Genomic DNA, 24,441 nt, shown 5'->3' with positions numbered 1-24,441 from the left:
CTGAAGATCGGCCATTTCTTCGGCGAGAGCGAGAACGCCGTGCGCATCCAGATCTTCGTCGCGCTGATCGCCTTCCTGCTCCTCAAACTCGCCCAAGAAGCCCAGCGCGCCATCCCGCAACCCAGCACCTTCCGCCGCCTCGTCCGCCTCAACCTCATGCAAAGGCGGCCCATCGACACTCTCGGCGCGCCCCATAAACCGCCTGTCTTCGACCCCAGGCAAATGACCCTCGATCTCAGCCATGCTTAAACCGGACAGCAGTGGGCCAGAAGCGCGGCATGACCGACGCCATCCGCCGCGAGATGAAACGACGGGCGGCCGTCGAACCCGTCACCGGGCACCTCAAGGCCGATCACCGCATGGGCCACAATCATCTGGCCCACGCCACCGGCGAAGCCGCCAACGCCGTCCTCGCCGCCATCGGCTACAACTTCCGCCGCATCCTCGCCTGGCTGAAGCTTTTTGTCGCCTTCATCCAGGCCGCGATCATCAGCCTGTTCCCAGCCGCCGAACCCAACCCGGCCACCTAACAAGGCCTCTTCACGGACGACGGCGTAGCGACCTCCGCTTCGAAGGAAAGGCCGGGACGCGCTCCCGGCCTTTCGCTTTTCGTCGGGGCCGGTTGCCCGGCGCCGCATGCCGGCGCCCCGCAGCGGCTGCCGCAGAGCCTCGGCCTGATCCGGGCAGCACGAGCCGTTGTGCCATCTCCCGCATCGCGACGTGACAGCGGACCTCACCGCCGGCGCGTCACGCCACCAGTCCGAAGCCCTGCATCAACCGGCGGGTCACCGCGTCGGGACGGTTGGAGGTGAAGACCGCAATATCGGGGTCGCGGGCGACGGGACCCTCGCCGTCGATCCGCGGCAGGATCGCCAAGGCGCGCCGCGCGATCGCCTCGGCGGGATCGAGCCAGTCCACCGGCCAGGGCGCCATCTTGCGCATGCGGTTGACGACGAAGGGATAATGCGTGCAGGCGAGGACCACGATGTCGGTGCGCCGACCGTCCTTTTCCACGAAGCACGGCGCGATCTCCGCATGCACCGCCTCCTCCGCGACGAGGCCGTGACGCATGTAGGTCTCGGCGAGCGCGGCGAGATTGACGCTGCCGACCAGCCGCACCTCGCATTTCGTCGCCCACTGCTCGATCAGGTCGCGGGTATATTGCCGCTTGACCGTGCCGGGCGTCGCCAGCACCGAGACGAGCCCCGAGCGTGTCCGCTCCGCCGCCGGCTTGATCGCCGGCACGGTGCCGACGAAGAGCATCTCTGGATAGGCGCGGCGCAGCGCATCGAGGGCGAGGGTCGAGGCGGTGTTGCAGGCGACGACGCAGGCGACCGGATCGTGGGCCGCGATCAGTTCGCCGAACAGCGCGACGAGGCGTTCCCGCAGGGCCGCCTCCTCCCAGTTTCCATAGGGAAAGGCCGCGTCGTCGACGACGTAGAGGAAGCGCCGCTCCGGCATCAGCACCCGCGCCTCGCGCAGCACCGTCAGGCCGCCGATGCCGCTGTCGAGCATCAGCAGCGGCCGCTCGTCCCGTGCCCCGCCGCTCATGCGCCGGTCTCCCCCGCTTCGCTTTCGTCGCCCGATGCCAGCCGCCCCGCCTCGTGGTCGAAGGCCTTGACGACGCCCCGCAGCGTGCGGACTTCCGGCTCCGAGAGCCCCGCCTTGGTCAGCATCGTGCGCAGGTTCTGGGCGAGCACCTCGCGCTTCGCCTCGGGAAAGAAATAGCCGGCGCGATCGAGCGAGGCCTCGAGATGCTCGAACAGCCGGAAGAGGTCCTGCTTCGGCGCCGGCGCCGGCGCCTTGGCCGCAAAGCGCGGCGACAGGTCGCCTTCCCTGCCGGCCACCTGGAAGGCGTAGCTCATCAGAAGCACGGCCTGGGCGATGTTGAGGGAGGCGAAATCCGGATCGACGGGAAAGGTGACGATCTCGTCGGCGAGCCCGACCTCGTGATTGTTGAGGCCCCAGCGCTCGCGGCCGAAGAGGATGCCGGTCCGCTCGCCGTCGGCGATCCGCCGCCTGAGATCGAGCGAGGCCGCCTCCGGCCCGCGCACCGGCTTGAAGCTGTCGCGGGGGCGTGCGGTCGTCGCCAGCACGAAGTTGAGGTCGGCGACCGCGGCTTCGACCGTGTCGAAGAGGCGCACGGAATCGATCACATGGTCGGCGCGCGAGGCCGCCGCCCGCGCCTTCTCGCTCGGCCAGCCGTCGCGCGGATTGACGAGGCGGAGATCGGCGAGCGAAAAATTCGCCATGGCCCGGGCGACCATGCCGATGTTCTCGCCGAGCTGCGGTTCGACGAGGACGATGGCCGGTCCCGTCGACGGCGGTGTGGTCGATCGATCGTTCAACGCGTGTGTCACTCCTTGCGGACGGCCGAAACGTCCGGGCGCCCGGCCCCGCTTCCTCCCGCGGTGCCGCCGCCGCCATCGCGGCGGCAGCGAAAGGCCGGTCCCTCGCCGGCTCGATAGCGCTTCGCGGACCGCCCGCCAAGCCGTGCGGCAGATCCCGCTTCAGGTCGCAAAGCCGTCGATCCCGCGCCAGGCGATCCGCCGCGCCTTTTCCGGGTCGGCCTCGACCCGGTCCGTGACGTTGAAAATCATCGTCTCGCGCGTCTCCGGAACATAGGCCGGCCAAGCCGCTCCCGGCCGCCCCTCCCGCACGAAGGCGAGCCAGTGATCGCGCATCCGCTCGGCCAGCATGCGGCGGCGATGGTCCGGCGTCATTCCGAGATAGGCCGAGCGGAACGGCCGCATGAAATCTTCGAAGAGCAGCGGCAGATCGACCGAATGGGTGGCGCCGAGACGGGCGAAAAGGCCCTTCGCCTCCCAGTCGAGCCGATAGGCGAACACCGCGTTGCCGGAGGCTACGTGCGCCTCGGCGAAGGCGATCGAGGGCATCAGGAAGAGAAGGTCCGTGCCGAAGGCGATGCGGCCGGCGCGGTCGGCGCCGTAGAGGCCGGCGACGCGGGCGGCCGCGTCCTTGCCCGCGAGCCGCGCGACCATGTCGGTCATCTCAGCCTTGCTGCTTTCGATCGGCAGCAGCGGCAGGTCGGTGAAGAAGGAGAATTCGTCGCGATTGGTGCCGATGAGGAGCGGGACGGGCTTCGCCCGGCCTGCAAGAGCGGCAGGCGCCGCCGAACCGATCTCGATGCAGTCGGCATAGGGGCGGGAAATCACCCCGGTATGGTGGCTGACCGCCGCTTCGGCCGCTTGCGCGAGTTGGGCGGGCGCAAGCTGGAACAGCGGCTCCGGCCCGCGCCTCAGCCCCATGCCGCGGCTGAGCTCCGCGCCGATCTCGGCGGCGCGCTCGCGGCCGTAGAACAGGCTGAGCGTTCCCGACTGCATGATCGCGCGATGGTAGAAGGGCTGCGAGGCGGCGGTGACGAGATGCCAGGCGACCGAGACCGAGCCGGCCGATTCGCCGGCGATCGTGACGGCATCGGGATCTCCGCCGAAGGCCGCGATGTTGTCGCGCACCCAGGCGAGCGCCAGCCGCTGGTCGAGAAGCCCCGGATTGGCGGCGAAGCGCTCGTCGCCGGCAAACACCTCGGCGAAGGGATGGAAGCCGAGAAGGCCGAGACGATAGTTCATCGTCACCACCACGACGTCGCCGCGCACGGCGAGATCGTTGCCGGGATACTGCGCGCCGGAGCCGATGATGAAGCCGCCGCCGTGGATGAAGACGAGGACCGGCCGGCGGCCCGAGACGCCGGGCGTCCAGACGTTCAGGCTGAGGCAGTCCTCGGAGAGGCCGTGGCTGACGCCGAAGAACCGCGCGAGCGGCATCGGCAGCACCCGCCGCTGCGGCGCCGCCCTGCCATAGGCGAAGGCGCGGAAGGGGTCGGCGAATGCCGGCTTCGGCCGCGGCGCCGCGAAGCGCCGCTGCCCGAGCGGCGCCTCGGCATAGGGAATGCCCAGAAACCGCACCACGCCGTCGCGCCGCTGCCCGACGAGACGGCCGCAGGCCGCCTCGATCCGCACTTCGCTCACCATCCGCCCGTCTCGATCGTCCCCGCCCCCTCCGCAGCCGCCGAAAGCTTTGCGCCGTGTTGCTTTGCGTCCGCCATGACGGGTGTTATAGGGCCGGTCACGGGATCACCCATTTGAAAGCCGGGCCGCGGTCCCGCGTCCCGCACAATCTCCAAGGAAGGCACCAATGGCGAAGATCAAGGTCGCAAACCCGGTCGTGGAACTCGACGGCGACGAGATGACCCGGATCATCTGGCAGTTCATCAAGGACAAGCTGATCCATCCCTATCTCGACATCGACCTTGAATATTACGATCTCGGCATCGAACACCGCGACGAGACGAACGACCAGGTGACGGTCGACGCCGCCAACGCCATCAAGAAGCACGGCGTCGGCGTCAAATGCGCGACGATCACGCCGGACGAGGCGCGCGTCGAGGAATTCGGCCTCAAGAAGATGTGGCGCTCCCCGAACGGCACGATCCGCAATATCCTCGGCGGCGTCATCTTCCGCGAGCCGATCATCATGAAGAACGTCCCGCGCCTCGTTCCCGGCTGGACCCGGCCGATCATCGTCGGCCGCCACGCCTATGGCGACCAGTACCGGGCCACCGACTTCAAATTCCCCGGAAAGGGCAAGCTGACGATGAAGTTCGTCGGCGAGGACGGCCAGACGATCGAGCACGAGGTGTTCGACGCCCCGGCCGCCGGCGTCGCCATGGGCATGTACAATCTCGACGAGTCGATCCGCGACTTCGCCCGCGCGTCCTTCAACTACGCCCTGCAGCGCAACGTGCCCTGCTATCTCTCGACCAAGAACACCATCCTGAAGGTCTATGACGGCCGCTTCAAGGACATCTTCCAGGAGACCTTCGACGCCGAGTTCAAGGCCGAGTTCGACGCCAAGAAGCTGACCTACGAGCACCGCCTGATCGACGACATGGTGGCCGCCGCGCTGAAGTGGTCGGGCGGCTACGTCTGGGCCTGCAAGAACTACGACGGCGACGTCCAGTCGGACATCGTCGCGCAGGGCTTCGGCTCGCTCGGTCTCATGACGTCCGTGCTGATGACGCCGGACGGGCAGACCGTCGAGGCCGAGGCCGCCCACGGCACGGTGACCCGGCACTATCGCCAGCATCAGAAGGGCGAGCAGACCTCGACCAACCCGGTCGCCTCGATCTTCGCCTGGACGCGCGGCCTCGCCCATCGCGCCAAGCTCGACGACAACGCCGCGCTGGCGGAATTCGCCGCCAAGATGGAGAAGGTCTGTATCGACACCGTCGAGAGCGGCTTCATGACCAAGGATCTGGCGCTGCTGATCGGCCCGGACCAGTCCTGGCTGACGACCAACGGCTTCCTCGACAAGATCGACGAGAACCTCAAGAAGGCGATGGCTTCTTCGTAAGGCCATCGAACGGACGTCGTATCAGCGAAAGGCCCGGCGGGTTCGTCCCGCCGGGCCTTTTTTCATGTTCGAAGAGTGGTTTGCCGAGGCGCCGACGTGCCGCTTCGGCTGCGTCGCCACCGGCTGCCGGACCGAGCCCATCCGGGCCGGGCGCGGCGCCTCATCCGGCCTTCCCGGCGCGGCGAGGGGTCGGTTCAGCCCAGCATCGCCGCTTCGACGGCGGCGATCGCCTCGCCGGCCTTGCCGGCATCCGGGCCGCCGGCCTGCGCCATGTCAGGCCTTCCGCCGCCGCCCTTGCCGCCGATCGCCCCGCTCGCCGCCCGGACCAGTGAAACGGCATCGAAGCGGCCGGTGAGATCCGGCGTGACGCCGACGACCACCGAGGCCTTGCCGTCCGCGAGTGCGACCAGCGCGACGACGCCCGAGCCGATCTGCGCCTTGGTCTCGTCGACGAGGCCCTTCAGGTCCTTCGGCGAAACGCCTTCCAGAACACGGCCGACGAAGGCGACGCCCGCCACCTCCTGCGGCGCGGCACCGGACGACGACCCGCCGCCGTCGCCGACCAGGGCGAGCTTCTTCTTCGCCTCCGCCAGCTCGCGCTCCAGCCGGCGGCGCTCCTCGACGATCGCCTCGAGACGCTCGGCGACCTCCGCGGGCGAGACTTTCAGGGTCGAGGCCATCCGGCGCACCCTCTGCTCCTGATCGAGCAGGTGGCCGCGGGCCGCCTCGCCGGTCAGCGCCTCGATCCGGCGCACCCCGGCGGCGACGCCGCTCTCCGCCACCACGTGGACGAGGCCGATGTCGCCGGTGGCGCGCACGTGCGTTCCGCCGCAGAGTTCGACCGAATACGGCCTTCCGGCCTTTTCGCCCGCCTCGGCGGTGCCCATCGACACGACCCGCACCTCGTCGCCGTATTTTTCGCCGAACAGCGCCATCGCGCCGGAGGCGATGGCGTCGTCGACCGCCATTAGCCTCGTGTCGACGGGCGCGTTCTGCAGGATGACGCCGTTGGCGATCCGCTCGATCTCGGCGAGTTCGCCCGCCTCGATCGGCTTGGGGTGCGAGAAGTCGAAGCGCAGCCGGTCGGGCGCGACCATCGAGCCCTTCTGCGCGACGTGGCTGCCCAGCACTTCCCGCAGCGCCTCGTGCAGGAGATGCGTCGCGGAATGGTTGGCGCGGATCTGGCTGCGCCGCCGGTGGTCCACTTCGAGATCCAGCGCGGCGCCGACCCGGACGCTGCCGCCGAGGATCTTCGCCCGGTGGACGAACAGGCCCTCGGCGAATTTGCGGGTATCCGAGACGACGATCTCGACGCCGTCGCCGCGCATCACGCCGGTGTCGCCGAGCTGGCCGCCCGACTCGCCATAAAAGGGCGTCTGGTTGACGACGATCGAGACGTCCTCGCCGGCCTCGGCCGCCGCGACCTCGGCGCCGTCGCGCACCAGCGCCACCACCTGCCCCTCGGCACGTTCGGTGCCGTAGCCGAGGAACTCGGTCGCACCGACGCGTTCGCGGATCGGGAACCAGACGTTCTCGGTCGCGGCCTCGCCGGACCCCGCCCAGTTCGCCCGGGCCTCGGCCTTCTGGCGCTGCATCGCGGTGTTGAAGGCGTCGAGATCCACCGCGATGCCGCGCTGCCTGAGGGCATCCTGCGTAAGGTCGAGGGGAAAGCCGTATGTGTCGTAGAGCTTGAAGGCCGTCTCGCCGGAAAGCTGCGCGCCGACCGACATGCCCTCGGTCGCCTCGGCAAGCAGCGCCAGCCCCCGGTCGAGGGTCTGGAGGAACCGCTTCTCCTCGAGCTTCAGCGTCTCCGCAATCAGCGCCTCGGCCCGGCCGAGCTCGGGATAGGCGCGGCCCATCTCCGAGACGAGGGTCGGGACCAGCCGGTAGATCACCGGCTCCTCAGCCCCCAGCATCCGCGCGTGGCGCATGGCGCGGCGCATGATCCGGCGCAGCACGTAGCCGCGCCCCTCGTTCGAGGGCAGCACGCCGTCGGCGATCAGGAAGGCCGTCGCCCGCAGGTGATCGGCGATGACGCGGTGGCTCGCCAGCCTGGCGCCGGCTGCCACCGAGCCGATGGCGTGCTCCGCCGCCGAAATCAGCGTCCGGAACAGATCCGTCTCGTAGTTCGAGTGGACCCCCTGCAGGATCGCCGCCATGCGTTCGAGGCCCATGCCGGTGTCGATCGACGGTCGCGGCAGGTCGAGCCTCGTCTCGGCGTCGACCTGGTCGAACTGCATGAAGACGAGGTTCCAGAATTCGAGGAAGCGGTCGCCGTCCTCGTCGGGGCTGCCCGGAGGGCCGCCGGCGACGCTCTCGCCCTGGTCGAAGAAAATCTCCGAGCACGGGCCGCAGGGGCCCGTCTCGCCCATCGTCCAGAAATTGTCCGAGGTCGGGATGCGGATGATGCGATCGTCGGTCAGTCCGGCGATCTTCTTCCACAGCGCCGCCGCCTCGTCGTCCTCGGAAAACACCGTGACGAGGAGCCGGTCCTTCGGCAGTCCGAACTCCTTCGTGGTGAGATTCCAGGCGAGCTCGATCGCGACGTCCTTGAAATAGTCGCCGAAGGAGAAATTCCCCAGCATCTCGAAGAAGGTGTGGTGCCGGGCGGTATAGCCGACATTGTCGAGATCGTTGTGCTTGCCGCCGGCGCGCACGACCTTCTGCGCCGTGGTCGCGCGGCTGTAGGGACGCTTTTCGAGGCCGGTGAAGACGTTCTTGAACTGCACCATGCCGGCATTGGTGAACATCAACGTCGGATCGTTGCGCGGCACCAGCGGCGAAGAGGCAACCCGCTCGTGCCCGTTCTTCTCGAAATAATCGAGAAAAGCCGACCGGATTTCGTTGACGCCACTCATGAGCGTGACCTTCGCGAGACATTGCGGGAAGACACATCGCCGGCTGCGTTGCCTTAAACCGCCGGCAAGATCGTCGGCCCTTCTACAAAGGCCGGCAAGTCGTGTCCATCGGGCAAGCGAGAGCGGCTATGAGGATCCCGCGGTCCGGCCGCGCCCCGCGCCGGCAGTGGCCGGCATGGGTTACCGTCGAGACCGGCCACGGCTCGCCTTGATGCGAAAGCGCTTCCCGGAGACGCCCGGCGATCAGTCGTCCGTCGTCTCGTCTTCGCGGCCGTCGTCGAGCAGCTGCTCGGCGATCAGCCCGGCATTCTGGCGGATCGCCGCCTCGATCTCCGCCGCCGTCTCCGGATGGTCGCGCAGGAAGGTCTTGGCGTTCTCCCGCCCCTGCCCCAGCCGCTGGCTGTTGTAGGAGAACCAGGCGCCGGACTTCTCGACGATCCCCGACTTGACGCCGAGATCGATGAGTTCGCCGGTCTTCGAGACGCCCTCGCCATACATGATGTCGAACTCGACCTGCTTGAAGGGCGGCGCGAGCTTGTTCTTGACGACCTTCACCTTGGTCTGGTTGCCGGTCACCTCGTCGCGGTCCTTGACCGAGCCGATGCGGCGGATGTCGAGGCGGACGGAGGCGTAGAACTTCAGGGCGTTGCCGCCGGTCGTCGTTTCCGGCGAGCCGAACATCACGCCGATCTTCATACGGATCTGGTTGATGAAGATGACCATGCACTTCGACCGCGAGATCGAGCCGGTCAGCTTGCGCAGCGCCTGGCTCATCAGCCGGGCCTGCATGCCGGGCAGCGAGTCGCCCATCTCGCCCTCGATCTCCGCACGCGGCGTCAGCGCCGCGACCGAATCGACGACGAGGACGTCGATCGCGCCGGACCTGACCAGCGTGTCGGCGATCTCCAGCGCCTGTTCGCCGGTGTCGGGCTGCGAAATCAGGAGGTTTTCGAGGTCGACGCCGAGCTTGCGCGCATAGACCGGATCGAGGGCGTGCTCGGCATCGACGAAGGCGCAGATGCCGCCCTTCTTCTGGGCTTCGGCGACGGTGTGCAGCGCCATGGTCGTCTTGCCGGAGCTTTCCGGACCGTAGATCTCGACGATCCGGCCCTTGGGCAGACCGCCGACGCCGAGCGCGATGTCAAGGCCGAGCGAGCCCGTCGAGACCGTCTCGATCTCGACGATCTTCTCGTTCTGGCCGAGCCGCATGATCGAGCCCTTGCCGAAGGCGCGTTCGATCTGCGACAGAGCCGCATCGAGAGCCTTGTTCTTGTCCAACGAATTATCCTCGACGAGACGGAGAGCATTCTGTGCCATGGTGACGAGACCTTATTTCACGGGCCGGTAAGGGGTGCAACATGCGGAAACTCTGCAGGTCTTGTACCTTTTTTGTTCTCATTCGGCAAGAGCCTGATCCTGTTTTGTTCCGACTCGCGAATCAGCCGACCGCACGACGTTTCGTGAAGAAATCATGAAGGTGCCTGGCTCCTCCGGCGACAGGCCGGCGATCCTCGTCGTCGGAGCGGCCCACATCGACCGCCGGGCCAAGGCCTTCGGGCCCTTCTTCCCCGGCGCCTCGAATCCCGGCCTGCTGCAGGACGCGGCGGGCGGCAGCGCATTCAACGCTGCCGTCGCCCTGAAGGCGAGCGGCTTTCCCGTGCGTTTTCTGGGCGTTCGCGGCGGCGACGAGGACGGGCGCCGTGTCGCCAAAGCCATCGAGGCTGCCGGCCTCGATGACCTAGGCGTCACCTTTCTCGACCGCCGCACGCCCACCTACACGGCGATCCTCGACGACCGGGGCGAGCTGGTCGCCGGTATCGCCGACATGGAGCTCTACGCGCTGCTCGGGCCGAAGCTCCTCAGGCGGCGCCACGTCCGCCCGCGGATCGCCGAGGCGGCTGCCGTCCTCGTCGACGCCAACCTTTCCGAGGCGATGCTCGCCGCGACGGTCGAGGCGGCCGGCCCCCGCCCCGTCGCGGCGCTCGGCGTCTCGCCGGTCAAGGTCCTGCGGCTGCTGCCGGTCCTTGCAAGGCTCGACGCGCTGTTCCTCTCGCGGGCAGAAGCCGCGTCACTCGCCGAGGTCACGACAGCGACCAACCTTCACCTGATCGCCCACCTCGTCGCCGAACTCGGCGCGCGGCGGGCGGTCATCACGGACGGCGCGCACGATGCGGCCATTCTCGACGAAGGGCGGTTGAGCTTCCAGCGCCCCCCGGCTGTGAGACCCCTCGACGTGACCGGCGCCGGCGACACCCTCGCCGCGGTCGCCGTCGCCGCGCGGCTGTCCGGCTCGGATTTCCTCGACGCCGCCCGCCGCGGCATCGTCGCCGCCTCGCTTCGCATTTCCTCGCCGCGCTTCCCGCCCGCCGACCTTGCCGCCGAGATCGACCGGCAGCTTCCCTCGCTTGCGGAGCCGGTCGACGAGACGCGCCACCGCCCATAGACGAAAGGCCCTGGCCGCCATGGCTGCCGACAACCAACGCTTCATCCTCTCCCCCGCCGTCCGTGCGGCCAAGGCCGACGGCAGGCCGCTGGTCGCACTGGAATCGACCATCGTCACCCACGGCATGCCCTATCCCGAAAATCTCGCGACGGCCCTGTCGGTCGAGGCGGCGGTGCGCGAGAGCGGCGCCGAACCCGCGACGATCGCGGTGATCGACGGGATCCTGCGGGTCGGTCTGTCGGAGGCGGAACTTTCCGGGCTCGCGCAGGCGAGCGGGGTGATGAAGCTGTCGCGCGCCGATCTCGCCTATGCCGTCGCCCTCGAGCGGACCGGATCGACGACGGTCGCCGCGACGATGATCGCCGCCGCGGCCGCCGGCATTTCCGTCTTCGCGACCGGCGGCATCGGCGGGGTGCATCGCGGCGGCGAGGCGAGCCTCGACGTCTCCGCCGATCTGGAAGAACTCGCCCGCACCAGGGTCATCGTCGTCTCGGCGGGCGCCAAGGCGATCCTCGATATCGGCCGCACACTCGAATATCTCGAAACCAAGGGCGTGCCGGTGGTCGGCTACCGCAGCGACGAACTGCCGGCGTTCTGGTCGCGGGAGTCCGGCCATCCAGCCCCCTTGCGGCTCGACGGCGCGGCCGAGATCGCCGCGTTCCAGAAGGCGCGGGACGAGCTGTCGATCGGCGGCGGCATGCTGATCGCCAACCCGATCGACGCGAGCCATGCCATCGGGAGGGACATCATCGAAGGCTGGATTTCGCTGGCACTGGCGGACGCTGCTGCCGGCGGCGTCAGCGGCAAGGCGGTCACGCCGTTCCTGCTCTCGCGGATCGTCGAACTCAGCGGCGGGCGGTCGCTCGCAGCGAACATCGCCCTGATCCGGTCGAACGCCAGGCTCGCCGGCGAGATCGCCGTGGCGCTCGCCGGAGCGTGACGCTCAGTCGCGGCCGCGCGGCAACGCAGCCCGAAGCTCAGCCCTCGTTGAGCATGGTCTTCACTGCGACGGCCAGTTCGCGCAGCGAGAAGGGCTTGGCGAGGAAGCCGAATTTCTCGCCCTCCGGCATGTTCTTGGCGAAGGCCTCCTCGGCATAGCCGGAAACGAAGATGAACTTCAGCTCCGGCTGGGTCCTGCGCATCTCGCGCAGCAGCGTCGGCCCGTCCATCTCCGGCATCACGACGTCGGAGACGACGATGTCGATCTTGCCATCGAGTTCTTCCAGCACCTCCAGCGCCTCGACGCCCGACGAAGCCTCGTGGACGTCGTAGCCGCGCATCTTCAGCGCCCGCGAGTTGACGGCCCGCACGTTGTCCTCGTCCTCGACGAGGAGGATCGTCGCGGTGCCCGACAGATCCATCTTGGCGCTGGCGATGGCCGCCGCCGATTCCGGGCTCGTTGCCGTCGCCTCGGCGGGGATGAAGCGCGGAAGGAAGATCCGGAAGGCGGTGCCCTCTCCCGGCCGCGAATCGACGAAGATGAAGCCGTTCGACTGCTTGATGATGCCGTAGACCATGGACAGGCCGAGGCCGGTCCCCTTGCCGATCTCCTTGGTGGTGAAGAACGGCTCGAAGACCCGCTCGGCGACGTCTGCGGGCATGCCGGTCCCGGTGTCGGCCACCTCGACGAGCACGTAGTCGCCCTCGGTCAGTTCTGCATAGCCGAAGCCGCGCGCCTCCTCGGCGCCGACATTGCGGGTGACGATGGTGATCTTGCCGCCGTTCGGCATGGCGTCGCGGGCGTTCTGCACGAGGTTGGTGATCACCTGCTCGAACTGCCCGATGTCGGCCATCACCGGCCAGAGGTCGCGGGCGTGCTGACGCTCCAGCGTCGCGTGGTCGCCGCTGACGCGCTTCAGGAGAAGATGCATGTCGGCGATGACGTCGGTGAGGTTCAGCATCTTCGGCCGCATCGTTTGGCGGCGGGAATAGGCGAGGAGCTGGCGGACCAGCGAGGCCGCCCGGTTGGCGCTCTGCTTGATCAGCAGGAGATCCTGGAAGGAGGGGTCGCCGGTGCGGTGGTTGAGCAGCAGGAAGTCGACGGAGGCGGTGATGATCGTCAGGACGTTGTTGAAGTCGTGGGCGATGCCGCCGGCGAGATTGCCGATCGCCTGCATCTTCTGGCTCTTGGCGATCTGCTCCTCGAGCGCCCGCTGCTCGGTGATGTCGACGCCGTAGAGGATGGCGCATTCGTCGCTGTCGGCCCCGACCCGCGGCACGGCGCTGAGATAGAGACGCACGGTGCGGGGCTTTTCGCCCGTCAGTTCGGCGTCGACGGGAGAGATCACCGATCGCCCGGCGCTCGCCTCCGACAGGGCCCTGCGGAAGGGTTCGTGGCCGACCTCCTTGATCGCCGGCGCAAAGCCCGTCGCGCCTTCCGCGGCTTCGGCGCCGAACAGCCGGCGGAACACCGGGTTGGAGCGCACCACGCGGCCGCCGCCGTTGAGGGTGGCGATCGCCATCGGCGAGGAGTTGAAGAACCGCGTGAAGCGGGCCTCGGCGAATTCGACGGGCGTCGCGGCCCGGTTCTCGCCGCTGCGGTCGAGAACCAGCGTCCGGACGATGCCGGGCGCGGCGCTGTCGTCGTGCACGGGACGGCGCAGCAGACGGACGGGAAAGGTCCTGCCGGATTTCGCGACGAGTTCGAGATCGTCGATGATCTCGGCGCCGGATTTCGCCCGCTCCTCATAGATGAGGCGTGTTCCCGGCGTCAGGAATTCGACGATCGAGCGCTGATAGGGTTTGACGTCGACGAGGTCGAGACCGAGCCATTCGGCGAGGGTCGCGTTGATATAGGCGATGCGGTCCTCGTTGTCGGCGGCGAAGAAGCCGGCCGGCGCCTTGTCGAGATAGTCGATGGCGTGCTGCAGGTCCTGGAAGGAGCTTTCCTCGTGCTTGCGGTCGGCGGTGATGTCGAGGATCTGCCAGGCCTGCATGTGGCCGCCATGGGTTGTGAGCGGGCGCACCGAGACGCGGTACCAGCGGGCGGCGGCATCGCCGGTGCCGCTCGGGGCGAGGCTGCGGGCGAGCCGGAACTCGCGCTGGCCGGTGCGGCCGTCGCGGCCGAGATTGGCGAGATGGTAGATCGCCTCCGCCGCTTCCGCCTCGCGCGCGAGCAGCCGTTCGAGGCTGCGCACGTCGCCCGGCCGCGAGGCGCCGGTCAGGTCGCCATAGGCACGGTTGGCGTAGACCACCTGGCCGCGGCGATCGAGGATCAGAAGCCCGGTGCGGGCCGAATCGAGAAAGTCGCGGGCGATGCCGCCGTCCCCCGGCCGGCTGGAGACGCGGACGAAGCCGAGGGCCGAGGCGAAGATGGCGGCGATGCCGATCGCCGAGAGGACGCCGAAGATGACGAACAGGGCGGCCTCGCCGTAGCTGCGGCCGAAGAGGGCGAGGCTTGCGCCGGCAAGGATCAGCGCGCCGCCGAGCAGCAGCAGGCGCCGCACGCCGGAGGCGGCCGCCGTTCGGTCGATCAACGGCTTGTCGATCATCCCCTCAGCCGCTCCGTTCATTGCCCCATGCCTCTTGCTGTCTGCGATTCGCTCTGATCTTGACGGAAATTCGACCGGGATGCGAGCCGGCCCGGCCGGCTTTTTCGGCCGCGCCGGCCGCGTCCGCGCGGCGAGACTGACAGCCGATCCTTGCCCGAAGACGGGCGTCACCGCGTCTGTCCCCCGGTCGCGGCGTCCGTGGCGCCGCCCCCTCCCCTCGGCCGACGGGCTTGCCCATTTGCGGATTATGCGGCACCGCTCTTCCGGGACTTTCGTCCGCCCGACCGCCCGTATCCACAGGAGTTGTCGCCACCATGCCGCAATGGATCACCGATCTCTTCGGGGCGAGCCTCGCCCCCATCGTCTGGGTCGCGTTCGTGGCGGCGATGGTCTGCATCCTGGCGATGGTCGTCATCCTCTTCGCCAAGCGCGCGCTTTCCGGCGGCGTCGGCATCGGCCCGCGCGGCAGGGCGCCGCGGCTGCAGGTGGTGGACGTCGCGCGGGTCGACGAAAAGCGCCGGCTGGTGCTGTTGCGGCGCGACGACGTCGAACATCTCGTCCTCGTCGGCGGCCAGACCGACATCGTGGTCGAGGCGGCGATCATGCGGCACGCGGCCGCCTCGCGCCCCGCCCGGCCCGAGGACGGGCGGCTCGACATCCCGGCCGCGGCGACGGGCGCCGGCCGACGCCCGGTTCCCTCGGAGGATCCGGGTCGCCTCGACCATCCCGCGCTCGCCGCCGTCGACCCGGCGCCGTCGCGCCGCCAGGCGAGCGAAGAAGGGTGGCCGGGCAAGACGGACACGAGCCATCCGGCGCCCGCCGACAGGCGTGAGCCGGCGCCGCAGCCCCGCGTCGAACCCGCGAGCGCAACCACCCGCACGGCGCCGCGTGCGGCAGCGCCGTCATCGGCGGCGCAGTCCGCCCTGCCGACGCGGGAAGACACGGCGGACCGCCGCCGTCCGGCCGCGCCGGCAGCTTCGCCGAGGGAGCCGCGAGCCCTCGCCGTCGAGATCCCGGACGACATCGCCGCCGTCGAAACCCGCGCGCCCGTCTCCGCTCCGGCCGTCGCGGCGCCGCTTCGGGCAAGCGACCCGCCGCTGCTCAACCCCTCGACCATGGCCTATTCGCGGGCGACGCCGACCCTGCCGTCGCGGCAGGACCCGGCGCTCTCCGACCTCGCGACCCAGTCGAGGCCGGCCGCGGCAGAAGAACGGATCGAGCCACGGCTCGACACGCCCATGCCGGCGGTAAGCGACGACGCGCCGCCACGCGCCGAAGCGAACGGCCAGAGCGCGCCGGCCGCCGATCGGGCCGGCGTTTTCGCCGAGACCCGGGAGCGACCGCAGGAGACCCGCGCGGCGGCAACCGTTTCGCCGCAACCCGCCGGCGCCGAGCGGGAGAGCGTCGCCGCGGAGGCGAGACCGCTGTCGGTCCGCAGCTTCGCGAGCGCCATTCAGGCGCGGCGGTCGACCCGCAGCGAGGGCTCCGCCGCGACGGCACGAAGCTCCGCCAGCCCGTCTGGCCCGGCGAGCCCTGCGGCGGAGACGTCGCAAGGCGCCGCCGGTTCGCGGGCCGCGGCGCCGGGCGTCGATCGCAGCATCGAGGAGTTTCTCTCGGCGGAGCTGACCGCCGGCCTGCAGGACGACTTTACCCGGGAAGAGCCGGGCGCAGAGGCGCCTCCGACCGCGGCTGCCCCGGCCGCCGCACGCGTCGCGCCGGTGCCGCCGCGGACGGCACAGGCCGAGCGCCAGCCGACCGCGCCCCAGCCGAAGCCTCTGCCGGCACAGGCGGGAGCGGCGTCGGGCACGGGCTCGAAGGTTGCCGGTGCGGGACAGGCAGCCCAGGCCGCACCGTCCGCCCCATCGAAACAAGCTCCAGCATCGCAGGAACGCGGGGCCGCGGCACCCGGCGTATCGGCCAGGCCGACGGCAGCGCCGCAATCGTCGAAGCCGGCGCCGGCCGAAAAATCCGGCGGCGCGGGACAGGCGGGACAGGCCGGGCAGACGGCCGCCCCTGTGCCAAGGGTCGAGACGGCCCGGCCGGCGGCGAACGCCCCCCTGGAGGCGGAGGCTGCGTCCCAGGTGAGGCGCCCGGTTCGCCCGTCCCAGGAGATCGACCTCGAAGAGGAAATGAAGCGTCTCCTCGGCGAACTCGACCTCGAAAGCCCGGCCAAGCAGACCAAGAAGGCCTGACGCACGGAAAGAGCCGGAGCCGCCGTGAGCGGCCCCGACGGAACCCCCGCGCCGACGAAACGCACGATCCGGCACGGCCCGGCATCGCCGGGCCACCGCGCCCTGACGCCGGGTGGCAGGGAGAGAAGGTCGAACCCCGTGTGGCATGGGATGTCCGCGCCGGCCTGCGGCGCGAGCGGCCTTGCGGTCCGTCCGGCAAAGCCGTAGGAAATCCGCACGGGCGGTTAGCTCAGCTGGTAGAGCGCCTCGTTTACACCGAGGATGTCGGGAGTTCGAGTCTCTCACCGCCCACCACGCCCCCGTCGGCCTCGTCGACACGTGACCGTCGCGAGTTGCCGGTTTGTCCCGAAGGCCCTCCACGACGTCCCGTCGACGCGACCGTCAGGCACGCAGTGCCGCACCGCGGCGAGCTGCGTGGGCCGCATGGGATGGCGCGCCGCCCGGCTCGAACCGGCCCAAAACACAATGGCCGGAGCACAATGGCCGACACAATGGCTCCCGACACGAAAAAGGGCCCCCGATCCCGGGAGCCCCTTCTCGACCGGCCGTGGCACCGGTCGGATCGGTTGCCGGGTTGCGTCACGCCGCGCCGTTCGGCGCGGCGCACCGACCCGTGCGACCGATCAATTGCTCGTCTGGCCCGGCACCAGACCACCCGCCGGGGCGGTCGTATCGGCGCCGTTGCCCATCTCGCCGCTCTTGGCAGTCGACGAGCCGGCCGACTTGGAGTTCTGCGCCGGGTCCGGGCTCATCTGGTTGCCGGTCGTCGAGGTGTTGTCCTTCGTCATGCTGCCGGTCGTCGTGCAGTCGGCAGCCGTCGGGTTCGCGGCGCAGTCGGTCACCGAACCGGAAGTGGTCGGCGCTTCTTCCATCGAACGCGAGCTGTCGGGATTGCCCGAGCCGGTCTGGGCGAAGGCCGGGGCGACGAAGAGGGTGGCAGCAGCGGCTGCAGCAAGGAGCTTCATGGCAGTAACCTTTTCAATGGTTTCGGTTATGCCGAGTGAACTCTTCGCACGGCTGACTGGTTGCTGCGGCAAACTGCCCTTATCGGGAGGCGGCTACGGGATCATGCCGTCGGGCAATCGCCGGAGACAGGCGCCCGACGCCCCGCGGGCCGGAGCCGCGCCTGCCCTTTCAGGCGTCGCGGGCCGCGCCGCCGCGGCCCGAGGGCGAAGCAGGCGGCGCTACAGCGTCGCCCCGATCTTCCACGGCACGAATTCGTGATCGCCGTAGCCGAACTCTTCCGAGCGGCTCTTGCGGCCCGAGGCGACGTCGAGGATCGTCCCGTAGATCGACAGCCCCAGCGCCTCGAGGTCGAGTTCGCCCGAGAGCACGCGCCCGCAGTCGATGTCCATGTCCTCTGGCATGGCGTTGTAAAGGTTGGTCGTCGAGGCGAGCTTGATGCTCGGGGCCGGTTTAGCGCCGAAGCACGAGCCCCGGCCGGTGGTGAAGGCGATGACGTTGCCGCCGCTCGCCACCTGCCCGGTAGCGGAGACCGGATCGTAGCCGGGCGTGTCGACGAAGACGAAGCCGCTGCGGTCGATCCGCTCGGCATAGGCAAAGGCGCCGGCGACGGGCGCGCGCCCGCCCTTGGCGACGGCCCCCAGCGACTTTTCGAGGATCGTCGTCAGGCCGCCCCGCTTGTTTCCGGGCGAAGGATTGTTGTCCAGCTCGGCGCCGTTCTTGTCGGCATAGTCGCGCCACCAGTCGATCATCGCCGCGATCCGGGCCCCGGTCTCGGCGTCGGAACGGGCGATGAGCAGGTGCTCGGCTCCGAAGATCTCCGGGGTCTCTGAGAGGATCGAGGTACCGCCGGCGGCGACGAGGAGATCGGAGGCGACGCCGAGGGCGGGATTGGCCGAGATGCCGGAAAATGCGTCGGAACCGCCGCACTGCATGGCGAGCGTCAGCTTCGAGACCGGCAGTTCGGTGCGCCGGTCCCCGTCAGCGGCCGCGGCGATCGGCTCGAGGATCTCGAGTGCACGGCGCACCGCCGAGGCGGAGCCCCCCACCTCCTGGATGTTGAAGGTGGCGAAGCGCTCCCTGGTCCAGTCGGTCCGCTGGTAGAGTGTCAGCTGGTTGACCTCGCAGCCGAGCCCGACGATCAGGATGCCGCCGAAATTCGGGTGGTCGCGATAGCCCTTCAGCGTCCGCACCAGCGTGTCGAACCCCTCGCCCGCGCCGGCCATGCCGCAGCCCTGGTCGTGGACGATGGCGGCGAAGCCGTCGATGCCCGGATAGCGCGGCAAAAGCCGCTTTTCGGCTTCCGCGGCAATGGCATGGCAGACCGTCGTCGAGCAGTTCACCGACGCGAGGATGCCGATATAGTTGCGGGTGCCGGCGCGGCCATCCGGCCGCAGGAAGCCTTGAAAGGTCTTGCGCTCCGGCGGCTCGCGCCGCGCCGGGGCAGCGGCGCCGGCGGCGTTGCGGAGATCCGCCATGCCGCAGTTGTGGCTGTGCACGTGTTCGCCGGCGGCGATCGCGGCGGTCGCCCGCCCGATCACCTGGCCGTATTTGACGACGGGGTCGCCCTCGACGCGATCGACCAGCGAGAGCTTGTGGCCCATCGGGATCGGGCTCTTCAGGGCGATCCCTTCGACCGTCTCGCCGATCGCCAGCGGCCTCAGGGCAACCGCGACCGTATCCGCGGGGTCTAGGCGCAGCACCTTGGTTGCCCCGTCGCGCTCCGTCGTCGTCTCGTCCATCGTCGTTCCTCCCGCCGGCGCACGGCACCGGGCGCATGTCGTGTCTGCAACGGCCCCGCGTGGCATGGGCGGCCCCGCGCGAGCGATGAGCTATATGAGCGAATCTGAGGGCCCGGGCCAGTCAGCGCAATGCCGGGGCCTGCAAAAGCGCCCGTGACGCGCGTCGTGTCGGACGAAACAAACTTTGGTCTCGCGCATATCGCTCGCAGATGCGCCGCTTCGCCGGCGCACCATGCACCCTCGGCCGACTTGAGTCGCCGCGCCTCGCGAACGGCGCCCGGCGGGCAGCGATTGCTTTCAGGCCACCGATAAGCTACGTAAGGGAAGCTTTTGATGGCCATGCTGCGCGAATGGGCCGCCGGCTTCGGCAGACCGGCCGAGCGGCGGAAATGAAAGCTCGGCTGCGCGCTTGTGGACCGCCCGAGATGTACGGATCGCCGCGCCAGGGAGCGCGCAGGGCGCCGCTTGGAAGTATGAACCGATCCGGCTTGACGCGGCCGGAGGGCTGGACGCGCCGCATCACGGCACGCCGCCGCCGCGGGCGGGACGTGAAATCCAGCCTGCGGCGGCGATCTGGCAGGCCGGATCCGAACGATCGGCGCGAGAGGCGGGACGCCTTACTTGTTCACCGCATCCTTCAGGCCCTTGCCGGGGGCGAATTTCGGGACGTTGCGGGCCGGAATGTCGACCTCGGCGCCCGTGGACGGGTTGCGGCCCTTCGATGCGGCGCGATGCGTCACCGAAAACGTTCCGAAACCGACGAGGCGAACGTCGTCGCCCTTGGCCATGGCGGCCTCGATGGCCTCGAACACGGCGTCGACGGCAGCGCCCGCCTGTTGCTTGGAAAGCTCCGCCTGTTCGGAGACGGCGGAAACGAGGTCATTCTTGTTCACTGGCATCCTCCTTGTCGAGCAAAATTGCCCACCTGATTCCATTCATAGAACCGGCGAACACTTTCGCGGAAAGCCCGGAAATCGGCAATGTCCGCCGGGGGCGAATCAAAGTCAGGGCAAAAAAATGCCGCCTCGGAAGGCGGCACTTTTCCACATCTTTCGATGAGTGAGGTCAGTGCGCAACAGCCGTCGCGCCCTCCTCCGCCGGCTCCGCGCCGGTCAGAGGCTCCTCGGTTTCGGACCACTCCACCGCCTTCGGCGATTCGATGAGGGCGTGTTCGAGCACCTCCCCCATCCGTGAAACCGGCACGATCTCGAGGCGGTTCTTCACGTTGTCGGGGATGTCCGCCAGATCCTTGGCGTTCTCTTCCGGGATCAGCACCTTCTTGATGCCGCCGCGCAGCGCGGCGAGCAGCTTCTCCTTCAGACCGCCGATCGGCAGGACCCGGCCGCGCAGCGTGATCTCACCGGTCATGGCGATGTCGCGGCGCACCGGGATGCCGGTCATCACCGAGACGATGGCGGTCGCCATCGCCGTGCCGGCCGACGGACCGTCCTTCGGCGTCGCGCCTTCCGGCACATGCACGTGGATGTCCCGCTTCTCGAAGAGCGGCGGCTTGATGCCGTAGTCGAGCGCCCGCGACCGGACGTAGGATGCGGCGGCCGAGATCGACTCCTTCATCACGTCCTTGAGGTTGCCCGTCACCGTCATCTTGCCCTTGCCGGGCATCATGACGCCTTCGATGGTCAGAAGCTCGCCGCCGACCTCGGTCCAGGCCAAGCCGGTGACGACGCCGACCTGGTCGTCGAGCTCGGCCTCGCCGTAGCGGAAGCGCGGCACGCCGAGATAGTCGGAGATGTTGTCCGCCGTCACCTCGACGGTCGTCGCCTCGCCCTTGAGGATCTTGGTGACCGCCTTGCGGGCGAGCGTCATCAGCTCGCGCTCGAAATTGCGCACCCCCGCCTCGCGGGTATAGCGGCGCGCAATCTCACGCAGCGCGTCCCCGGAGACCGAGAACTCACCGTCCTTCAGCGCATGGTCGCGGATCGCCTTCGGCAGGAGATGCCGGCGGGCGATCTCCACCTTCTCGTCCTCGGTGTAGCCGGCGATGCGGATGATCTCCATCCGATCCATCAGCGGCGCCGGGATGTTGAGCGTGTTGGCGGTGGTCACGAACATGGTCGAGGAGAGGTCGTATTCGACCTCCAGATAGTGGTCCATGAAGGTGGCGTTCTGCTCGGGATCGAGCACCTCAAGCAGAGCCGAGGACGGATCGCCGCGGAAGTCCATGCCCATCTTGTCGATCTCGTCGAGCAAGAAGAGCGGATTGGCCTTCTTCGCCTTCTTCATCGACTGGATGACCTTGCCGGGCATCGAGCCGATATAGGTCCGCCGGTGACCGCGGATCTCCGCCTCGTCCCTGACGCCGCCGAGCGCCATGCGCACGTATTCGCGGCCGGTCGCCCGGGCGATCGACTTGGCGAGCGAGGTCTTGCCGACGCCCGGAGGGCCGACGAGGCACAGGATCGGCCCCTTCAGCTTGTTCTGGCGGCTCTGCACGGCGAGATACTCGACGATGCGCTCCTTGACCTTGTCGAGGCCGTAATGGTCGGCATCGAGGATCTCCTCGGCCTTCTTCAGGTCGATCTTGACCTTCGACTTGACGCCCCAGGGCAGGCCCAGCAGCCAGTCGAGATAGTTGCGCACCACGGTCGCCTCGGCCGACATCGGCGACATCTGCCGGAGCTTCTTCAGCTCGGCATTCGCCTTCTCGCGCGCCTCCTTCGACAGCTTGGTCTTCTTGATGCGCTCCTCGAGCTCGGCCATCTCGTCACGGCCGTCCTCGCCGTCGCCGAGCTCCTTCTGGATCGCCTTCATCTGCTCGTTGAGGTAGTATTCGCGCTGCGTCTTCTCCATCTGGCGCTTGACGCGCGAGCGGATGCGCTTCTCAACCTGCAGAACGGAGATCTCCGACTCCATGAAGCCGAGCGCGCGTTCCAGGCGCTCGCGCACCGAGAACAGCGACAGCATCTCCTGCTTCTCGGGGATCTTGATCGCGAGGTGCGAGGCGACCGTGTCGGCAAGCTTGGAATAGTCCTCGATCTGGCCGACGGCGCCGACGACCTCGGGCGAGATCTTCTTGTTCAGCTTGACGTAGCTCTCGAATTCCGAGACCACCGAGCGGGCCAGCGCCTCGACCTCGACCGGATCGTCGTCGGCGTCGTCGGCGACTTCGGCCTCGGCCTCGTGCCACTCCGACCTGCGGGTGAAGGAGCGGATGCGCGCCCGCGACATCCCCTCGACCAGCACCTTCACCGTGCCGTCGGGCAGCTTCAGGAGCTGCAGGACGTTGGCGACCGTGCCGACGGGATAGATGCCGTCCGGCGCCGGATCGGCGTCGCCGGCGTTCTTCTGCGTGGCGAGGAGGATCTGCTTGTCGGCGCCCATGACCTCTTCGAGCGCCTTGATCGACTTCTCGCGACCAACGAAAAGCGGCACGATCATGTGAGGAAAAACAACAATGTCACGAAGCGGGAGGACCGGGAACAGAGCCCTGTCTCCAGCCTCGGGGCGGTCTGGCGTATGGGACATGATTTTTCCTTTCTACGGCCAGGGCCGTGTGCGGCCCTCCGGCGCAAACCTTAAACCGAAGCGCTTGCGCGAGAGGCCATTCGCCAACGCCAATCTGGCGTCGGAAGCCTTGTTTTTCAAGCGCTCCGGCAGCCTTTCGCAGTGCAGCGCCAGACCTGCGCAAGAAAGCAAAATGCCCGCGTCGGGCGACCGAGCGGGCATTTCGATGCGTCAATCGACGAAAAGCGGCGAACCGGTCACGCGGACACGTTCTCCTTTTCGTCGGCACGGTCCGAATAGATGTAGAGAGGCCGGGCACTTCCCTCGATGACTTCCTCGGAGATCACGACCTCCTGAACCCCTTCGAGGGTGGGCAAGTCGAACATCGTGTCGAGGAGCATCGCCTCCATGATCGACCGCAGGCCGCGCGCGCCGGTCTTGCGCTCGATCGCCTTGCGGGCGATGGCCTTCAGCGCGTCCTCGTGGAAGGTGAGATCGACGTTCTCCATCTCGAACAGCCGCTGATACTGCTTGACCAGCGCATTCTTCGGCTGCTCGAGGATCTGCACCAGCGCCACCTCGTCGAGATCCTCGAGCGTCGCCAGCACCGGCAGGCGGCCGACGAATTCCGGGATCAGGCCGAACTTCAAGAGATCCTCCGGCTCGACCTGGCGCAGCAGCTCGCCCGAGCGGCGGTCTTCCGGCGACTCGACGTTGGCCGCAAAGCCGATCGAGGTCTTGCGGCCGCGGTCGGAGATGATCTTGTCGAGACCGGCGAAGGCGCCGCCGCAGATGAACAGGATGTTCGCCGTGTCGACCTGCAAAAATTCCTGCTGCGGGTGCTTGCGGCCGCCCTGCGGCGGAACCGAGGCCACCGTGCCTTCCATGATCTTCAGCAGCGCCTGCTGCACGCCCTCGCCCGACACGTCGCGGGTGATCGACGGATTGTCGGACTTGCGCGAGATCTTGTCGATCTCGTCGATATAGACGATGCCGCGCTGCGCCCGCTCGACGTTGTAGTCAGCCGACTGCAGCAGCTTGAGAATGATGTTCTCGACGTCCTCGCCGACGTAGCCGGCCTCGGTCAGCGTCGTCGCGTCCGCCATGGTGAAGGGAACGTCGAGGATGCGGGCGAGGGTCTGGGCGAGCAGCGTCTTGCCGCAGCCCGTCGGGCCGATCAGAAGGATGTTCGACTTCGCCAGCTCGACATCGTTGTTCTTCTGGGCGTGGGCCAGACGCTTGTAGTGATTGTGGACCGCGACCGACAGGACCTTCTTGGCGTAGGACTGTCCGATCACGTAATCGTCCAGAACCGCGATGATCTCCTGCGGGGTGGGCACGCCCTCGCGCGACTTCACCATCGAGGACTTGTTTTCCTCGCGGATGATGTCCATGCAGAGCTCGACACACTCGTCGCAAATGAAGACCGTCGGCCCGGCGATCAGCTTTCGGACTTCGTGCTGGCTCTTTCCGCAGAAAGAGCAATAGAGCGTGTTCTTCGAATCGCCGCCGCTCGTTTTGCTCATTCGTCTATCCTTCCGATCGGGTTCGTTCGTACCCGTTTACGTCTCGTCTGCGAACCGGCGCCCCGGCCGGGCGCCCGATCACTCCGCGCCTTTCGACCGACCCCGACCTCGCACAGCACTCCACATCATACGGGATATCGCCAATTGCTTATGCGGCCCTTAACGAGAGATGCTCCCATTATCGGCGATCAACTGTGGCCGGCAAGTGACGACCGCAACCAAATCGCCGCTCGTGATCCGATTCCGACATCTGGTCCCATTCCGTGGAGACCGCGCGGCAAATGCCGGAATCGAAAGATTACTCGCCAAGATTATGATCCTGGTGGATTTTTCCGAATTTGACATCTGACACGACGCCTCACGCGATCGGGACTCGCATGTCAAATTC

15 protein-coding genes, 1 tRNA gene and 2 pseudogenes are annotated in these 24,441 nt (G+C 68.3%); 7 read left to right on the top strand and 11 right to left on the bottom strand.

What is annotated here, in order from left to right:
- Both J1C47_RS18585 and J1C47_RS18580 read left to right on the top strand, forming a co-directional pair.
- Positions 1–249 (top strand): annotated as a pseudogene (locus J1C47_RS18585) (IS4 family transposase); the annotation flags it as partial.
- Positions 250–263: 14 nt separating this feature from the next.
- Positions 264–530: pseudogene (locus J1C47_RS18580) on the top strand (IS5/IS1182 family transposase); the annotation flags it as partial.
- Between the two features lie 217 nt (positions 531–747).
- Here the strand turns inward: J1C47_RS18580 and murI are convergent.
- The 3 genes from murI to J1C47_RS18565 form a co-directional block, all read right to left on the bottom strand.
- Complete coding sequence (murI, locus tag J1C47_RS18575) at positions 748–1,551, bottom strand: glutamate racemase (RefSeq protein ID WP_207352280.1); 804 nt, start codon at positions 1,549–1,551, stop codon at positions 748–750.
- A complete protein-coding gene (locus tag J1C47_RS18570) occupies positions 1,548–2,348 on the bottom strand; it encodes an RNA methyltransferase (RefSeq protein WP_245396661.1) in 801 nt (266 codons plus the stop codon). Before J1C47_RS18570 ends, murI begins: the two co-directional genes overlap by 4 nt.
- Positions 2,349–2,510: 162 nt before the next feature.
- On the bottom strand, positions 2,511–3,992 hold the full coding sequence (locus tag J1C47_RS18565) for a carboxylesterase/lipase family protein (protein WP_207352279.1): 1,482 nt from the start codon (positions 3,990–3,992) through the stop codon (positions 2,511–2,513).
- 163 nt (positions 3,993–4,155) lie between these two features.
- On the opposite strand from J1C47_RS18565, the gene J1C47_RS18560 reads away from it, so the two are divergent.
- Entirely contained in the window at positions 4,156–5,373 is a 1,218-nt protein-coding gene (locus tag J1C47_RS18560; RefSeq protein WP_207352278.1) for an NADP-dependent isocitrate dehydrogenase, read from the top strand.
- Between the two features lie 194 nt (positions 5,374–5,567).
- Here the strand turns inward: J1C47_RS18560 and alaS are convergent, their stop codons facing one another.
- Complete coding sequence (gene alaS / locus J1C47_RS18555; protein ID WP_207352277.1) at positions 5,568–8,231, bottom strand: alanine--tRNA ligase; 2,664 nt, start codon at positions 8,229–8,231, stop codon at positions 5,568–5,570.
- A 243-nt stretch (positions 8,232–8,474) separates the two neighbouring features.
- On the bottom strand, positions 8,475–9,548 hold the full coding sequence (recA, locus tag J1C47_RS18550) for a recombinase RecA (protein WP_207352276.1): 1,074 nt from the start codon (positions 9,546–9,548) through the stop codon (positions 8,475–8,477).
- Between the two features lie 154 nt (positions 9,549–9,702).
- Between recA and J1C47_RS18545 the strand changes: the two genes are divergently transcribed.
- On the top strand, positions 9,703–10,674 hold the full coding sequence (locus tag J1C47_RS18545; protein WP_207352275.1) for a carbohydrate kinase family protein: 972 nt from the start codon (positions 9,703–9,705) through the stop codon (positions 10,672–10,674).
- A 19-nt stretch (positions 10,675–10,693) separates the two neighbouring features.
- Positions 10,694–11,614: a pseudouridine-5'-phosphate glycosidase gene (locus J1C47_RS18540; protein ID WP_207352274.1), complete on the top strand. Its 921-nt coding sequence runs from the start codon at positions 10,694–10,696 to the stop codon at positions 11,612–11,614.
- A 37-nt stretch (positions 11,615–11,651) separates the two neighbouring features.
- Here J1C47_RS18540 and cckA read toward each other — a convergent pair whose 3' ends face one another.
- Positions 11,652–14,186: a cell cycle histidine kinase CckA gene (gene cckA / locus J1C47_RS18535; protein WP_245396660.1), complete on the bottom strand. Its 2,535-nt coding sequence runs from the start codon at positions 14,184–14,186 to the stop codon at positions 11,652–11,654.
- Between the two features lie 293 nt (positions 14,187–14,479).
- Here cckA and J1C47_RS18530 point away from each other — a divergent pair, with 293 nt between their 5' ends.
- Positions 14,480–16,357: a flagellar biosynthetic protein FliO gene (locus J1C47_RS18530; RefSeq protein WP_207352273.1), complete on the top strand. Its 1,878-nt coding sequence runs from the start codon at positions 14,480–14,482 to the stop codon at positions 16,355–16,357.
- 218 nt (positions 16,358–16,575) lie between these two features.
- Positions 16,576–16,651 (top strand) — tRNA-Val (locus J1C47_RS18525).
- A gap of 329 nt (positions 16,652–16,980) precedes the next feature.
- Here J1C47_RS18525 and J1C47_RS18520 read toward each other — a convergent pair.
- The 5 genes from J1C47_RS18520 to clpX all read right to left on the bottom strand — a co-directional run bounded on the left by J1C47_RS18520 (position 16,981) and on the right by clpX (position 24,053).
- The gene (locus J1C47_RS18520) at positions 16,981–17,394 is read right to left on the bottom strand and encodes a hypothetical protein (protein ID WP_207352272.1); all 414 of its coding nucleotides are present in this window, start codon (positions 17,392–17,394) and stop codon (positions 16,981–16,983) included.
- Positions 17,395–17,541: 147 nt separating this feature from the next.
- Positions 17,542–19,062, bottom strand: coding sequence for a UxaA family hydrolase (locus tag J1C47_RS18515; protein WP_207352271.1), 1,521 nt, complete (start codon positions 19,060–19,062; stop codon positions 17,542–17,544).
- A gap of 617 nt (positions 19,063–19,679) precedes the next feature.
- Positions 19,680–19,955: an HU family DNA-binding protein gene (locus J1C47_RS18510; RefSeq protein WP_207352270.1), complete on the bottom strand. Its 276-nt coding sequence runs from the start codon at positions 19,953–19,955 to the stop codon at positions 19,680–19,682.
- Positions 19,956–20,127: 172 nt separating this feature from the next.
- Positions 20,128–22,548, bottom strand: coding sequence for an endopeptidase La (lon, locus tag J1C47_RS18505; protein ID WP_207352269.1), 2,421 nt, complete (start codon positions 22,546–22,548; stop codon positions 20,128–20,130).
- 236 nt (positions 22,549–22,784) lie between these two features.
- On the bottom strand, positions 22,785–24,053 hold the full coding sequence (gene clpX / locus J1C47_RS18500) for an ATP-dependent Clp protease ATP-binding subunit ClpX (protein WP_207352268.1): 1,269 nt from the start codon (positions 24,051–24,053) through the stop codon (positions 22,785–22,787).
- Between the last annotated feature and the right edge of the window lie 388 nt (positions 24,054–24,441).

It is taken from the genome of Jiella sonneratiae (genome assembly GCF_017353515.1).
GTDB lineage: Bacteria > Pseudomonadota > Alphaproteobacteria > Rhizobiales > Rhizobiaceae > Jiella > Jiella sonneratiae.
Note: the sequence above shows the minus strand (reverse complement) of the source record. Positions and strands in the feature narration are given on the sequence as shown.

Bases quoted from the DNA above. Each gene is read 5' to 3' on its own strand.
- murI (WP_207352280.1), bottom strand. From the start codon at position 1,551: ATGAGCGGCGGGGCACGGGACGAGCGGCCGCTGCTGATGCTCGACAGC.
- J1C47_RS18565 (WP_207352279.1), bottom strand. From the start codon at position 3,992: ATGGTGAGCGAAGTGCGGATCGAGGCGGCCTGCGGCCGTCTCGTCGGG.
- J1C47_RS18560 (WP_207352278.1), top strand. From the start codon at position 4,156: ATGGCGAAGATCAAGGTCGCAAACCCGGTCGTGGAACTCGACGGCGAC.
- alaS (WP_207352277.1), bottom strand. From the start codon at position 8,231: ATGAGTGGCGTCAACGAAATCCGGTCGGCTTTTCTCGATTATTTCGAG.
- recA (WP_207352276.1), bottom strand. From the start codon at position 9,548: ATGGCACAGAATGCTCTCCGTCTCGTCGAGGATAATTCGTTGGACAAG.
- J1C47_RS18545 (WP_207352275.1), top strand. From the start codon at position 9,703: ATGAAGGTGCCTGGCTCCTCCGGCGACAGGCCGGCGATCCTCGTCGTC.
- J1C47_RS18540 (WP_207352274.1), top strand. From the start codon at position 10,694: ATGGCTGCCGACAACCAACGCTTCATCCTCTCCCCCGCCGTCCGTGCG.
- cckA (WP_245396660.1), bottom strand. From the start codon at position 14,186: ATGAACGGAGCGGCTGAGGGGATGATCGACAAGCCGTTGATCGACCGA.
- J1C47_RS18530 (WP_207352273.1), top strand. From the start codon at position 14,480: ATGCCGCAATGGATCACCGATCTCTTCGGGGCGAGCCTCGCCCCCATC.
- J1C47_RS18515 (WP_207352271.1), bottom strand. From the start codon at position 19,062: ATGGACGAGACGACGACGGAGCGCGACGGGGCAACCAAGGTGCTGCGC.
- lon (WP_207352269.1), bottom strand. From the start codon at position 22,548: ATGTCCCATACGCCAGACCGCCCCGAGGCTGGAGACAGGGCTCTGTTC.
- clpX (WP_207352268.1), bottom strand. From the start codon at position 24,053: ATGAGCAAAACGAGCGGCGGCGATTCGAAGAACACGCTCTATTGCTCT.